Source organism: Pedomonas sp. V897 (genome assembly GCF_051304405.1).
Taxonomy (GTDB): domain Bacteria; phylum Pseudomonadota; class Alphaproteobacteria; order Sphingomonadales; family Sphingomonadaceae; genus Pedomonas.
Map to the genome: position 1 here is coordinate 514996 of NZ_JBPPGG010000002.1, position 13182 is coordinate 528177.

General features: G+C 66.4%; 14 protein-coding genes and 1 tRNA gene. 11 read left to right on the forward strand and 4 right to left on the reverse strand.

Annotated features, from left to right (window positions below; translation table 11 throughout):
• Window positions 1-119 precede the first annotated feature (119 nt).
• Window positions 120-683, reverse strand: a complete 564-nt coding sequence (locus ACSJJU_RS08370) for an autotransporter outer membrane beta-barrel domain-containing protein (protein WP_435914897.1) — start codon at window positions 681-683, stop codon at window positions 120-122.
• 49 nt (window positions 684-732) lie between these two features.
• Window positions 733-822 (reverse strand) — tRNA-Ser (locus tag ACSJJU_RS08375).
• Window positions 823-1096: 274 nt separating this feature from the next.
• Between ACSJJU_RS08375 and ACSJJU_RS08380 the strand changes: the two genes are divergently transcribed.
• From ACSJJU_RS08380 to ACSJJU_RS08415, 8 genes are all read left to right on the forward strand, one after another.
• Window positions 1097-2221, forward strand: a complete 1125-nt coding sequence (locus ACSJJU_RS08380; protein ID WP_435914898.1) for a lytic murein transglycosylase — start codon at window positions 1097-1099, stop codon at window positions 2219-2221.
• Window positions 2214-3203 (forward strand): septal ring lytic transglycosylase RlpA family protein, encoded by a 990-nt coding sequence (locus ACSJJU_RS08385; RefSeq protein ID WP_435914899.1) that lies wholly within the window; start codon window positions 2214-2216, stop codon window positions 3201-3203. The genes ACSJJU_RS08380 and ACSJJU_RS08385 overlap by 8 nt, the downstream gene beginning before the upstream one ends.
• Before the next feature lie 28 nt (window positions 3204-3231).
• Window positions 3232-4425, forward strand: a complete 1194-nt coding sequence (locus tag ACSJJU_RS08390; protein WP_435914900.1) for a D-alanyl-D-alanine carboxypeptidase family protein — start codon at window positions 3232-3234, stop codon at window positions 4423-4425.
• Between the two features lie 3 nt (window positions 4426-4428).
• Entirely contained in the window at window positions 4429-5055 is a 627-nt protein-coding gene (tmk, locus tag ACSJJU_RS08395) for a dTMP kinase (protein ID WP_435914901.1), read from the forward strand.
• Complete coding sequence (locus ACSJJU_RS08400) at window positions 5052-6101, forward strand: DNA polymerase III subunit delta' (RefSeq protein WP_435914902.1); 1050 nt, start codon at window positions 5052-5054, stop codon at window positions 6099-6101. The genes tmk and ACSJJU_RS08400 overlap by 4 nt, the downstream gene beginning before the upstream one ends.
• 3 nt (window positions 6102-6104) lie before the next feature.
• Window positions 6105-7694 carry a methionine--tRNA ligase gene (gene metG, locus ACSJJU_RS08405; RefSeq protein ID WP_435914903.1) on the forward strand — a complete coding sequence of 530 codons (1590 nt, stop codon included), beginning with the start codon at window positions 6105-6107 and terminating at the stop codon, window positions 7692-7694.
• Between the two features lie 214 nt (window positions 7695-7908).
• Window positions 7909-8682 carry a TatD family hydrolase gene (locus ACSJJU_RS08410; RefSeq protein WP_435914904.1) on the forward strand — a complete coding sequence of 258 codons (774 nt, stop codon included), beginning with the start codon at window positions 7909-7911 and terminating at the stop codon, window positions 8680-8682.
• Between the two features lie 77 nt (window positions 8683-8759).
• Window positions 8760-9518 (forward strand): MBL fold metallo-hydrolase, encoded by a 759-nt coding sequence (locus tag ACSJJU_RS08415; protein ID WP_435914905.1) that lies wholly within the window; start codon window positions 8760-8762, stop codon window positions 9516-9518.
• A gap of 78 nt (window positions 9519-9596) precedes the next feature.
• Here the strand turns inward: ACSJJU_RS08415 and ACSJJU_RS08420 are convergent, their stop codons facing one another.
• On the reverse strand, window positions 9597-10085 hold the full coding sequence (locus ACSJJU_RS08420) for a hemerythrin domain-containing protein (protein ID WP_435914906.1): 489 nt from the start codon (window positions 10083-10085) through the stop codon (window positions 9597-9599).
• Window positions 10086-10306: 221 nt separating this feature from the next.
• On the opposite strand from ACSJJU_RS08420, the gene ACSJJU_RS08425 reads away from it, so the two are divergent.
• Together ACSJJU_RS08425 and ACSJJU_RS08430 are read left to right on the forward strand one after the other, a co-directional pair.
• A complete protein-coding gene (locus ACSJJU_RS08425) occupies window positions 10307-11059 on the forward strand; it encodes a MipA/OmpV family protein (RefSeq protein WP_435914907.1) in 753 nt (250 codons plus the stop codon).
• 73 nt (window positions 11060-11132) lie between these two features.
• Window positions 11133-11684 (forward strand): TIGR00645 family protein, encoded by a 552-nt coding sequence (locus ACSJJU_RS08430; protein WP_435914909.1) that lies wholly within the window; start codon window positions 11133-11135, stop codon window positions 11682-11684.
• Window positions 11685-11867: 183 nt separating this feature from the next.
• On the opposite strand, the gene ACSJJU_RS08435 is transcribed toward ACSJJU_RS08430, so the two are convergent.
• Window positions 11868-12125 (reverse strand): hypothetical protein, encoded by a 258-nt coding sequence (locus tag ACSJJU_RS08435; RefSeq protein WP_435914910.1) that lies wholly within the window; start codon window positions 12123-12125, stop codon window positions 11868-11870.
• Window positions 12126-12203: 78 nt separating this feature from the next.
• Between ACSJJU_RS08435 and mazG the strand changes: the two genes are divergently transcribed.
• The gene (gene mazG, locus ACSJJU_RS08440) at window positions 12204-13049 is read left to right on the forward strand and encodes a nucleoside triphosphate pyrophosphohydrolase (protein ID WP_435914911.1); all 846 of its coding nucleotides are present in this window, start codon (window positions 12204-12206) and stop codon (window positions 13047-13049) included.
• The last annotated feature ends 133 nt before the right edge of the window (window positions 13050-13182 follow it).

A 13182-nucleotide genomic window follows, 5' to 3' on the forward strand; every position in this document is an offset into this window, starting at 1 on the left:
CAGCCACTGCGCCCCCCATGCGCGGCGGTATCCTGCTTCGGCAGGATACCGCTCGCTGCCGCCTGAGGGCACGGAAACGGCGCCCGAGCCTTCTTCCGTGAGGGGCGGCCGGGTGGTTCTCACCGGGTCTGGAAGCGCCAGGTGAAGTTACCCTTGACGGCATTCGCCTGCGCCCGCGCGCCGAACTGGCCGGAGTAGGACACGCCGAGCGTCATGGTCTCGAGATCATGGTTTCGGCTGTTCCCGACCAGAGCGGCAGCGCCGCCTTCTTCCCGGAATCCATCCATATGCAGGCGCATCACCGATCCGCCAAGGAAAGGCTCCAGAGTCACCGCGTCGCCGGGATTGATCTGATATCCCAGTTCACCAAAGGCCTGGGCAGTCCAGCCGTTGTAAGAGGCCTCGGTATGGTCGGAAAAGTTCGGGAAGACGACCGTGCGGCTGACATCGAACTCCTGCCAGGCATAGAAGCCTCCCACGCGCAGGCTGAGCCCGCCCCACGAGCCGGCGCCATAGACAGCCGCATAGATGCTGTCGTTCGAGCCCGAGGACAGGCGCTCCCGGAAGACCTGGCCGCAGTATGTTGTCGCGATCAGATGGGGTTCGAGATCTGCCAGACCGGCCGTCTGGCGGAAGAACGTCAGAACGTCGTCCTTCTGCGATGCCGCACGCGCCGCGCGCAAGGATCGGCCATTTGCGTCAACAGATTTCGCCAAACACCCGGAAAGGTCGTGGCGGAGAGGGTGGGATTCGAACCCACGGTGAGCTTGTACCCACGGCGGTTTTCAAGACCGCTGCCTTAAACCACTCGGCCACCTCTCCGTGCCCCTGGCGGCGTTACGCTCTCATTCCCCATCTCGGCGCAGGGCGCAAGAGGAAGATTGCGCCGGGGCAGGGGAGCGCCCCCCCAACGCGCCGGAGCGGCCCCGCTTCGCTTGCGCGGGCAGCACCGCCGAAACGGCCGGGCGGGTTCCCCGCAGCGCCCCTCCCGAGGCTCGTCTGGCCGCATTTTTCCTTGGATCGACCAGAGGGGTATGGCACAGAATCGTCTCGATTGGGCGGGACGACGATGAAACGGACATGGCTTGGGCCCCTCGTGGCCATCACTGCCCTGACGGGCTGCATTTCCTCTGACAAGGACGGGACGCCGATCTCGGTGGAAACGCCTGCCGCGCCCCGGCAGGACGTGGCCGCTGCTCCGGCCCCCGCCGAGCCGGCAGTGGCGGCGGTCGAGCCGGCGTCATTCGACGTGCTGCCCGCGCCCAGGCCCGGGCAGAGCTTCACCGACTGGCTGGCGGACGTGCGCGCGGCGGCGCTGGCGGCTGGCATGGCCGAGAGCACGCTCTCGGCCGCGCTGAACGGCATCACCCTCTCGGAGACGGTGATCAAGCTTGACCGGGCGCAGGCACCCAATTCGGTGACGCCCTCCTTCCAGAGCTACCTCTCCAAACGCCTGACGCCCGACAAGATCGCCCGCGGCCTCAACCGCAAGCAGACCGTGGCCGAGGCCGTCTCCTTTGCCGCCCGGAACTACGGCGTGCCGGCGGGCGTGCTCATGGCCATCTGGGGCATGGAGACCAACTACGGCAGCTACACCGGCAACTTCCCGATCCTGCCCGCGCTGGCGACGCTGGCCTACGAGGGCCGCCGGTCGGAGCTGTTCCGGCGGGAGCTGTGGGCCGCGCTTCAGATCATCGACCGGAACATGGCCTCGCCCGAGCAGCTGCGCGGCTCGTGGGCGGGCGCCTTCGGCCACACCCAGTTCATGCCGACCAGCTACCTGCGCTTCGCCGTCGATGCCAACGGCGACGGCCGGCCCGACCTGTGGAGCGACTTTACCGACGTGTTCGCCTCCACCGCCAACTACCTAGTCAGCCATGGCTGGCAGCCGGGCCTTACCTGGGGGTTCGCCGTCACGGTTCCGGCCACGCTCGACCGCGCGGCGCTGCGCCAGGAGCAGGTGCCGGAGGAATGCAGCCGGGTCATCGAGAAGCACAGCCGCTGGCTGACCGCCGCCGAGTGGCAACAGCTCGGGCTGGTCCCTGCCAAGGGGCCCGGAGCCTGGCCGGCGCCGGACACCCCCATGAGCCTCATCGAGCCCGACGGGCCGGGCGGGCCGGCGTTCCTGACGACCCGGAACTACCGCGCCTTCCTCAAATACAACTGCTCGAACTTCTATGCCCTGTCCGTCGCCCAGCTCGCCGATGCCCTCGATGGTTAAGGCCGCGCGTCTTTCGCTGCTGCTGATGACGGCGGCCCTGACCTCGGCCTGTTCGTCGGGGCACAGCGTGCGCGCGACCACCGGGCCGATCTCCACGGCCGGGCAGGGGTCTGCGGTGAAGCCGGGGCCGGGCGGGGTGGTGAAGATCGGCAACCCCTACCGCGTCGGCGACCGCTGGTATTACCCGGCCGACATCAAGGACTACGACGAGACCGGCATCGCCTCCTGGTACGGGCCGAAGTTCCACAAGCAGCGGACCGCCAACGGCGAGATCTTCGACATGAACGAGGTGAGCGCCGCCCACCCGATCCTGCCCATGCCGAGCTACGTGGAGGTGACCAACCTCAACAACGGCCGCCAGCTTCTGGTGCGGATCAACGACCGCGGACCGTTCGTCAAGGGCCGGATCATCGACCTGTCCCGCCGCGCGGCGCAGCTGCTGGGCTTTGACCAGACCGGCACCGCCCCGGTGCGGGTGCGCCGCGTCTACCCGGACGCGCGCGGCCGGATCACGCCTTCGCTTCCGCCGACCGTGGTGGCCCAGGCCCAGCCGCATGCCCCGGCCAGTGCCCCGGCAAGTGCTCCGGTCAGCGCCCCGGCCAGTGCTCCGGTCAGCGCTCCCCAAAGCGCGACCGTGACGCAGACCGACGTTCCGCCGTCCCCTTACCAGCCGCCGGTCTATCAGGCCCCGGTGCAAACGGCAGAGCAAGTGCCCCCGCCCGCACCGGAGCCGCTGCCGCAGACGGGGCAGGGGGGCATCGTCTACATTCAGGTGGCGGCGCTGTCCGACAGCGAGCGCGCCGACACCCTCGCCCTCAACATGCGCCGCTTCGGCGCATCCCTGGTGGAGCCGACCGGGCGCGGGCTTTATCGCGTGCAGATCGGCCCCTTCGACAGTCCAGAGACAGCGGAGATCGTGCTGGCCAAGATTCGCGCGGCAGGCTATGCCGACGCCCACGTCACGCTGCGTCCCATCAGCTAATCAACCGTTGCAGAGTCGAGGACTATCCATGAAGCGTATCGTATTGGGATTTGCCGGTCTGCTCTTCGCCAGCAGCGCACTGGCGCAGGTGCCGACGTTCGAGACGGAGGCGCCGTTCGCCTACCTGATCTCGGCAGATACCGGCACCGTGCTGTTCGAGAAGAACGCCGACGAGCCCATGCCGCCCTCGTCCATGGGCAAGATGATGACCGTCTACGTGGCCTTCGACATGATCAAGAAGGGCACGGTGAAGCTGGATGACAAGATCACCGTCTCTCCCGAGACCTGGCGGGCCTGGAACAACCGGGGCTCCACCATGTTCCTGCCCGTGGGCGCGCAGGTGACGGTGGAAGACCTGCTCCACGGCATCGTCACCGTCTCCGGCAACGACGCCTGCGTGGTGCTGGCGGAGGGCCTGGCCGGGTCCGAGCAGGCGTTTGTGGACCTGATGAACGAGGCGGCGAAGAAGATGGGGCTCACCAACTCCCACTTCGCCAACACCACCGGCTGGCCCGACCCGGAGGAGTACGCCTCCGCCCGCGATCTGGCGATCATCGCCCTGCGGACCATCAACGATTTCCCAGACCTCTACGCCAAGTTCTACGGCGTGCCGTCGTTCACCTTCGGCCAGACCATGAGCGGCAAGCCGATCACCCAGCCGAACCGCAACCCCATTCTGGGCAAGGTGCGCGGCGCGGACGGCGTCAAGACCGGCCATACGGAAGCGGCGGGCTACGGCTTCACCGGCTCGGCCGTGCAGGACGGCCAGCGTCTGGTGATGGTGCTGAACGGCCTGCCGTCCATGGCGGCCCGCACCAATGAATCCGTCAAGCTGATGGAGTGGGGCTTCCGCACCTTCAAGACCTACCGCGTGGCAAAGAAGGGCGCGGTCGTTGACAACGCGCCGGTGTGGCTCGGCAGCGCGGACACCGTCCCGCTCGTGCTGGACACGGACGCCGCCATCACCACCACCCGCGCCTCGCGCGGCAAGCTGGAGGTGAAGGTGAGCTATACCGGCCCGATCCCGGCGCCCATCAAGAAGGGCCAGCAGGTGGCCAACCTCGTCATCACCGCGCCGGGCCAGAAGCCCGTCACCTATCCGCTGCTGGCGGGCGCGGACGTGGAGGAGGCCGGGTTCTTCGCCCGCGCCTGGGCGGGCCTGAAGAACGCCCTGTTCGGCGCGCCGAAACCGGCGGCAACGGCAGCCGTGGCAGGCCAGTAAGCAGTGCGGGGGCGGTTCATCACGCTGGAAGGCGGGGAGGGGGCAGGCAAGTCCACCCACATCCGCCTTCTGGCGGACTGGCTGGGGGCGCAGGGGCGCGAGGTGGTCATCACCCGCGAGCCCGGCGGCACGGACGGGGCGGAGTCCATCCGCCGCCTGATCGTCGAGGGCGCGGTCGACCGCTGGGACGCGGTCACCGAGACCCTGCTGCTCAACGCGGCCCGCCACGATCACGTGACCCGGCTGATCGAGCCGGCGCTGGCGCGCGGCGCCTGGGTGCTGTGCGACCGCTATGTGGACAGCACGCTGGTCTACCAGGGCACGGCCAAGGGCATGGCGCTGGAGACGCTGCTCCAGCTGCACAGCCTTGCCACCGGGCCGCTGTGGCCGGACCTCACCCTGGTGTTGGACCTGCCGCCCGCCATCGGCCTTGCCCGCGCCGCCAGCCGCCACGGCGCGGAGACCCGCTTCGAGGCGCATGACGTGGGCTTCCACGAAGCCCTGCGCCGGGGCTTCCTCGATCTGGCGCAACGCTTTGCCGACCGCTGCGCGGTGGTGGACGCCAGCGCGCCGGTTGAGGCAGTCTCTGCCGCGATCGAGGCGATCGTCCGCGAAAGGTTGAGTCTGTGAGCGCAGAGAGCGAAGACGCCCCCGCAACACCGCTGACCACGCTCCATCTGTTCGGCCATGGCCCCGCCGAGCGCAGCTTTCTGGAGGCCTGGACCGCGGGCCGCCTGCACCATGCCTGGCTGCTGACCGGCCCGCGCGGCGTCGGCAAGGCGACGCTCGCCTACCGCATGGCCCGCTTCGTGCTGGCAGGCGGCGGGACGGAGGAGGGCGCGGGCGGCCTGTTCGGCAGCGTCGCGCCCGCCAATCTGGACGTTGACCCCGAGAATCACGCCGCGCGCCTGATGGCAGCGGGCAGCCACCCGGGCCTCAAGGTGCTGGAGCGCCTCGAGAACGACAAGGGCAAGCTCGCCAAGGAGATCAGCGTCGATCAGGTGCGGGCGCTGATCCCGTTCCTCGGCACGACGCCTGCGGACGGCGGCTGGCGGGTCGTCATCGTGGACGCCGCCGACGACATGAACCGGGCCGCCGCCAACGCCCTTCTCAAGATGCTGGAGGAGCCGCCGGTCAGAACCCTGTTCGTGCTGGTGAGCCACGCGCCGGGGCGGCTGCTGCCCACCATCCGCTCGCGCTGCCGCCGGCTGGTGCTCGCGCCGCTGGAGCCCGCCAGCGTCCACGCCGCGCTGCGCAGCGTGCGGCCCGACCTCGCCACGGCCGAGATCGAGCGGCTGGTGCCCATCGCCCAGGGCTGCCCGGGCCGGGCGCTGCGCTTTGCCGGGCTCGACATCGAGGGGCTGGAGTCCGCGCTCGACATGCTGGCGCGCACCGGCGACCCCGACGGGGCGCTGGCCCTGAACCTGGCGGCGACGCTCTCGGCCGCCGCCGCCCAGCCGCGCTACGAGGCGTTCCTGGAGCTTGTGCCGGAGCGGCTCGCGACCATGGCAGAGGAAGCGGACCCCGCCGATCTTGCGCGTCTCGTGTCGCTGTGGGAGAAGGCACGGGATCTCGCCGGTGCGGCGGTCCCTCTGGCGCTCGATCCCAGGTCCGTGGTGTTCGAGTTGTCGCGGATCGTGGCCTCGGCGTCTGTCCGTACCTCGAACCTAGTGTGAGCCATGGCCGACCGTAACCGTTTCTACATCACCACTGCCATCGCCTATCCCAACGGCGCGCCGCACATCGGACACGCCTACGAGGCGATCGCCTCCGACGCCATTGCCCGGTTCCACCGGCTGATGGGCGAGGACGTGTACTTCCAGACCGGCACGGACGAACATGGCCTGAAGATGGAGCAGACCGGCCGCAAGCACGGCCTGACCGCCCGCGAGATGGCGGACAAGATGGCCCCGGCGTTCAAGGCCATGGATGACCGCTTCAACATCTCCTACGACCGCTTCATCCGCACCAGCGACGCGGACCACTACGTTTCCAGCCAAGCGATCTGGAAGGCCATGGAAGCGGCGGGCGACATCTACCTCGACCGCTACGAGGGCTGGTACTCGGTGCGCGACGAAGCCTTCTACGACGAGAGCGAACTGACCGTCGCCGAAGACGGCACCAAGCTTTCCCCGCAGGGCACGCCGGTGGAGTGGACGGTGGAGGAGAGCTACTTCTTCCGCCTCAGCAAGTATCAGGACCGGCTGCTGGCCCACTACGAGGCCAACCCGGACTTCATCCGCCCCGAAAGCCGCCGCAACGAGGTGCTGAGCTTCGTGAAGGGCGGCCTCAAGGACCTGTCCATCAGCCGCACCAGCTTCAACTGGGGCATCCCGGTGCCGGGCGCCGAGGGCCATGTGATGTACGTGTGGGTGGACGCGCTCACCAACTACATCACCGGTGTCGGCTATCCCGATGTAAAATCGGAGACTTTCAAGAAGTACTGGCCGGCAGACGTCCACATCATCGGCAAGGACATCGTCCGCTTCCACGCGGTCTACTGGCCCGCCTTCCTGATGTCCGCCAACCTGCCGCTGCCGCGCCAGATCTTCTGCCACGGCTTCCTGTTCAACCGCGGCGAGAAGATGTCCAAGTCCGTGGGCAACGTCATCGACCCGCACGGTCTGGCGGATCTCTACGGCGTCGATCCGGTGCGCTACTTCTTCCTGCGCGAGGTGCCGTTCGGGCAGGATGGCAGCTACAGCCACGAAGCCATTGTAGCGCGGTCCAATGCGGAACTGGCCAACAGCTTCGGCAACCTGGCCCAGCGCACGCTCTCCTTCATCGCCAAGAACCTGGAAGGCCTCCTGCCGGAGCCGGGCGAGGGGAGCAACGCCGAGGACGAGGCGCTGCTGGGCGAGGTGAAGTCCGCCACCCGCGAACTCATCCAGCGCTTCGAGAAGTTCGAGCTTTCGCAGGGTCTGGAGGCCTGGATGCGCGGCGTGTTCGCCTGCAACCAGTACATTGACCGTCAGGCCCCGTGGGCGCTGCGCAAGACCGATCCGGCGCGCATGGAGGCGGTGCTGGCCGTGCTGGTGAAGGCCATCCGCGACCTCGCCATCGCCATTCAACCGGTGGTGCCAACGTCCGCCGCCAAGCTGCTGGAAACGCTGGGCATTCCCGAAGGCGAGCGCAGCTTCGCCGCGCTGGACGATGCCACCTGGTATCAGCGCCACAAGGACAGCGGCTTTACGCTCAGCCCTCCGAGCCCCATCTTCCCGAGGCTGGAGCTGCCCGCCGAGGACGGCGCCGCTGAAGCCAAGGCGTAGTTTTCAGGCAGGAGGGTCTCTGACCCTCCGGCAACCTCCCGTTCGTTGCAACGGGCCGCGTCTGGCTTGGCCCGGGGAGTCGACTGGAGAAGCCGGAAGGCGCGCAGCAACGAGGGAAGAACGCACGGCCGTATCAACGAAAGGGAGCGCGAGGGACCAAGGCCCTCGCATTCAAACACGAAACGTCAGGTACGAAGCGGAGTAGGGCGCGTTCATGCTGGTCGATAGCCATTGTCACCTGAACTACAAGGGCTTGCGCGAAGATGTTCCGGGCGTGCTGGCGCGTGCCCGGGCCGCGGGCGTGGGCCGGTTCCTCAACATCTCCACCAAGGAGCACGAGTGGGCCGAGGTGGTGGGCCTCGCCGAGCAGGAGCCTGACGTGTTCGCCACCGTCGGCATCCACCCGCACGAGGCCGAAACCCACCCGGAGGTGGACACGGCCAAGCTTGTAGCAGCGTGCGACCACCCGCGCGTGATCGGCATCGGTGAGACCGGGCTCGACTACTTCTACGACCACAGCCCGCGCGAGCAGCAACAGGCGTCCTTCCGCGCGCACATTGCCGCCTGCCGGGAGACGGGCCTGCCGCTCATCGTTCACACCCGCGACGCGGAGGAAGACACCGCCCGTATCCTGCGGGAAGAAATGGAGAAGGGGCCCTACACCGGCGTCATCCACTGCTTCACCGCCAGTCAGGCCTTTGGCGAGATCGCGCTGGAGCTGGGCTTCTACATCTCCATCTCCGGCATCGTGACCTTCAAGAACGCCAGGGACTTGCAGGAAACGGTGAAAACCATTCCGCAGGACCGCCTGCTGGTCGAAACCGACAGCCCGTTCCTCGCGCCCGTCCCCATGCGCGGCAAGCCCTGCGAACCGGCTTTCGTGACGCACACCGCCGCCTTCGTGGCCAACCTGCGCGGCCAGACGGTGGAAGAACTGGCGGAGACCACCACCGCCAACTTCTTCCGCCTGTTCAGCAAGGCGCGTTAGGGGTTAAAACTGAAGGGATTTTTGCAGGAGGGACGCAGTCCCTCCTGCAAGGAAAAACCCAAAAGGGACAAGCTCTCATGAAGGTTCGTATTCTGGGATGTGGCACGTCGGGCGGTGTGCCGAGGGTGGGCAACCTGTGGGGGCGCTGCGACCCGAAGAACCCGAAGAACCGGCGCCGCCGCGTCTCGATTCTGGTGGAAGAGCAGGGGGCCCAGATCCTGGTCGACACCTCGCCGGACCTGCGCGAGCAGCTGCTGGACGCCGAGGTGACGAAGCTGGACGCGGTGCTCTACACCCATGACCATGCGGACCACACCCACGGCATCGACGACCTGCGCGGCATCTTCCATTCCATGCACCGGCCTGTGGACTGCTACGCGAACGAGGCCACGGCCCGCACGCTGATGCAGCGCTTCGGCTATGTGTTCGAAGGCTTTGAGGGCTATCCCGCCATCGGCAAGCTTCATGTCATTGATGAACAGAGCCCGATCGCCGTCGGCCCTGTCACGGTGCAGCCGTTCCCGCTGGTTCACGGCCACATCACCTCGGTGGGCTACCGCTTCGGCAAGGTGGCCTACACCACGGACCTGAACGCCATTCCGGCCGCCTCGGAGCCGTATCTGCACGGCCTCGACCTGTGGATCGTGGATGCGCTGCGCTACGACCCGCATCCGACCCATCCGCACCTCGACCAGACCCTGGCATGGATCGAAAAGTTCAAGCCCAAGCGGGCCATCCTGACCCACATGAACTGGGATCTGGACTACGATGAGCTGAAGGCGCGGCTGCCGCTCCATGTGGAGCCCGGCTACGACGGCCTGGAGATCGAACTCTGATCCCCTGCGTTCTGTACGCCGGACTTCTGGCACAGGCGAAACAGGCGGCACCGAACGCCACAGGGCAGGGGAGTGACCCTACTTCTCCGGCTCGACTTCGGGCGTGATCTCGGCCTGCGCCTTCTCGACCTTCTTGCGGCGCTCGAACACGACGCGCATGTGCACCTCGTCGGCCTCGGTCAGCACATCCGAGGCATCGGGGAAGAGTTCTTCCTCTTCCTCGTCGATGTGATGGATGTATTCATCGGACAGCTCCGCGAACTTCCGGGACCATTCCTTCGTCGCGATATCAACCGTCGCCAGATGGTTGAGCAGGTCGTCGATTTCCTTGTGCTCGGCAACCGAGTGGCGGGCCTTGTCGGTCATCTCCGGCTTGGCGAGGATCACCGAATAAAGCGCCTGTTCTTCCGCTGCGGCGTGGCCCTTCAGTTCGCGCGTCAGTTCCTCGAACAGCGCCATGCGCTTGTCGGAGGCCGTATTCCCGTTTCCCAGCGTCTTCAGGAGACTGCGGTGCCGATCGTGGTCCGCCGTCAGCGCATCGAAAATGTCCTTCCGCTGTCTCGGCATGATAGTCTCCCCTGTTTTTTTGGCCTCTGATAGGATTGGAAACGTTCAGGAAACGCCGGGGTTGCCCGCTGGCGGGAGCAGGGAAGGGAGCGAAGCGCGGCTCGTTCCGGGATCTGAGCCGTTCATTCAAGGACAGATCGACCAGTTACCCAACCAGTGACCCGATTGGAGTTGTCATGCCGAAGCGTGCCAGACGAGCAACCGCCACCGTTTCTGGTCTGATGGTTGCCGGCATACTGGCCGCAAGCAACATCACCGCGACCCATGCCGCGCCGGACGAGACCGCGGACAGCACCCTCCGGCTGACAGGCTTCGTGGGCGTCGGCGCGGCCCTGGTGCCCGACTACGACGGCGCGAGCGGCGACCGGCTGATCGCCGGGCCGGTATTTGATCTGCGCTACGGGCGGCTCTACGCCAACCTATGGGATGGCGCGGGCGTGGACCTCCTCCGGTCGGACCGGCTGGAGGTCGGGGCGGGGGTCACATACGTGCGCGGGCGCAAGGCGAAGTATTCGCCCGAAGGCGTCAACAGGCTGAAATCGGCCGTCGGCGCACGCGGGATCGTGCGCGTCTTCCTCACGCCCGAGGCGAGCCTGACCGCGGGCGTCACCCGGTCCCTCGGCGGATCGGACGGGACGCTGGCCGATCTCACGTTCAGCTATCGCTTCCGCCCGGGCAAGCAAGTCACGCTGATTCCAACCGTTTCCGCCCAATGGGCCAGCCGGCGCTACATGCAGGGCTACTTCGGTATCGACGCCCTTGAGGCGGACCGCTCGGGCCTGCCGGCGTTCGAGGCGGACAGCGGCTTCAAGGAGGTGTCCGCCTCGCTGACCGCCATCTACTCGTTCACGCGCCACATCCACATCAGCGGCAGCGTCAGCCTCGACCGTCTGCTCGATGACGCGGCCGACAGCCCGCTGGTCGAGCAGCGGTGGCAACCCTCCGTGTTCCTCGGCCTCGCGTACCGGTTCTGAGCCCCCGCGCAAGTTTCTTGATCCGCAGGAGGCACCGCCCGTATAGCCAGCTGGGTTCAAGGAGGTGCATCGCGTGGAAAAACTGATCGAACGCAGCCTGTTTGCCAGCCGCTGGTTCATGGCGCCCATGTACATCGGACTTGCGGCGGCGCTGCTCATTCTCGTCTGGGTGTTCCTGAAGGAGCTTTACGAGTTCGCCCTGACGATCCCGACCATGACCGTCAACGATGCGGTGCTGGGCATTCTGGCGCTCATCGACGTCAGCCTGGCCGCCAATCTGCTGATGATCGTGATCTTCTCGGGCTACGAGAACTTCGTCAGCCGCATGGACCTGGCGGACCACGAGGACCGGCCCGACTGGCAGGGCGAGGTGGATTTCGCGGCGCTCAAGCTCAAGCTGGTGGCCTCGATCGTGGCGATCTCCGGCATTCATCTGCTCAAGGTCTTCATGGACGTGACCAAGTATCCGCCGGAGAAGATCCGCTGGATGATCACCATCCATCTGGTGTTCGTGATCTCCGGCGTGCTGCTGGCGGCCATGGACTGGATCTCCAATCACGGCAAGTCGCTGAAGAAGGGCAAGGCAGCGTCCAAGGCCGTGAAGGGCGCGAACGAAGCGGCCTGATGGTCTGATCGAACCGCAAACGCCGGAAAACGGGTCAAAACGGCTGTCAGGGGACTGGCAGCCGCTTTGCCCTCAACCTTATTTTACATAACATAGATTACACGTTATGCAGCACAGCATAAAAGGGGCACTCTCTGAATGCCCCTTTCAAGCTGCTGATCGCAATTCCGGTGTGATGTGAGATCAAAGGCGAGCGAAGCGCGGCTCGAGACCAAGCCGGACCAGCGTCGGCCGCTCATGCACCAGCCGGGACTTCATATGATCCTGATGGCGATAGCCAGCCGGGATCAACATGCTGTTGTCGGGGTAAGCCGTCATGCTCAGTTCAGCCATTTCCGGCTTGTTCCTGGACAGTTCACGCTGGCCGACGGCAATCACTGACACGATGGAGGCCAGCAACACCGTACCCAGGACGGCCAATCGCGTCGAAGTCCAAGCCATCGCACTCTCCTTGCTGACGCACACATCGGTGCATTAAAGCCTTTTTCGCCTATCCACCCTGAACATGGGATGAACTGCATGTCCGAAGGTTTGAACGCTTCACCGCCGCCGAAACAACCGGCCACGGCGACGGCTGCCTTCGCCCGTCTGGTCGAGATCATGGCCAGACTGCGCGACCCTCAAGGCGGCTGCCCCTGGGATCTGGCCCAGACGTTCGAAACCATCGCGCCATACACCATCGAGGAAGCCTACGAAGTGGCGGAAGCCATCCGCACGGGCGACCGGCCGGCCCTGTGCGAGGAACTGGGCGATCTGCTGCTTCAGGTGGTCTACCACGCGCAAATGGCGGCAGAAGAAGGCTCTTTTGATATAGGAAGCGTGGTCGAGGCGATCAATGCCAAGATGATCCGCCGTCACCCCCATGTGTTCGGCGATGCCAGCGTTCAGAGCGCCGAGGAGCAGACCCGGGCCTGGGAGGAGCTGAAGGCCCGCGAACGGGCCGCCAAGGCCGCGAACGGACACGCCGGCGACACCCCGCCCCCGAGCGCCCTCGACGGGGTGGCGACCGCCCTGCCCGCCCTGCTCCGCGCCCAGAAGATCCAGGCCCGCGCCGCCCGCGTGGGCTTTGACTGGCGCGCGGCGGACGATGTGATCCCCAAGATCGAGGAGGAAATCGCGGAAGTCCGCGACGCCGTCCAGAGCGGCAGCGCCGACGCCATCGAGGACGAGATCGGTGACCTGCTCTTCGCCGCCGTCAACCTCGCCCGCAAACTGAACGTGGACGCCGAAGGCGCCCTGCGCCGCGCCACTCTCAAGTTCGAAACCCGCTTCCGCGCCATGGAGCAATCGGCGGGCGAAGGCTTCCCGACGCTCGACCTGGATGCCATGGAAGAGCTTTGGCATAAGGTGAAGAAACAGAATTAAGATATTGTTTTTATTCAAATATGCAGGAGGGTCTTGGACCCTCCTGCACCTCCCTTTCGTTTCAAACGGCCGCGTTTCCAGTGCGCACAGGAAACGCGGCCCGATAGCGAAAGGGGGATCGCAAGGGGGTCCA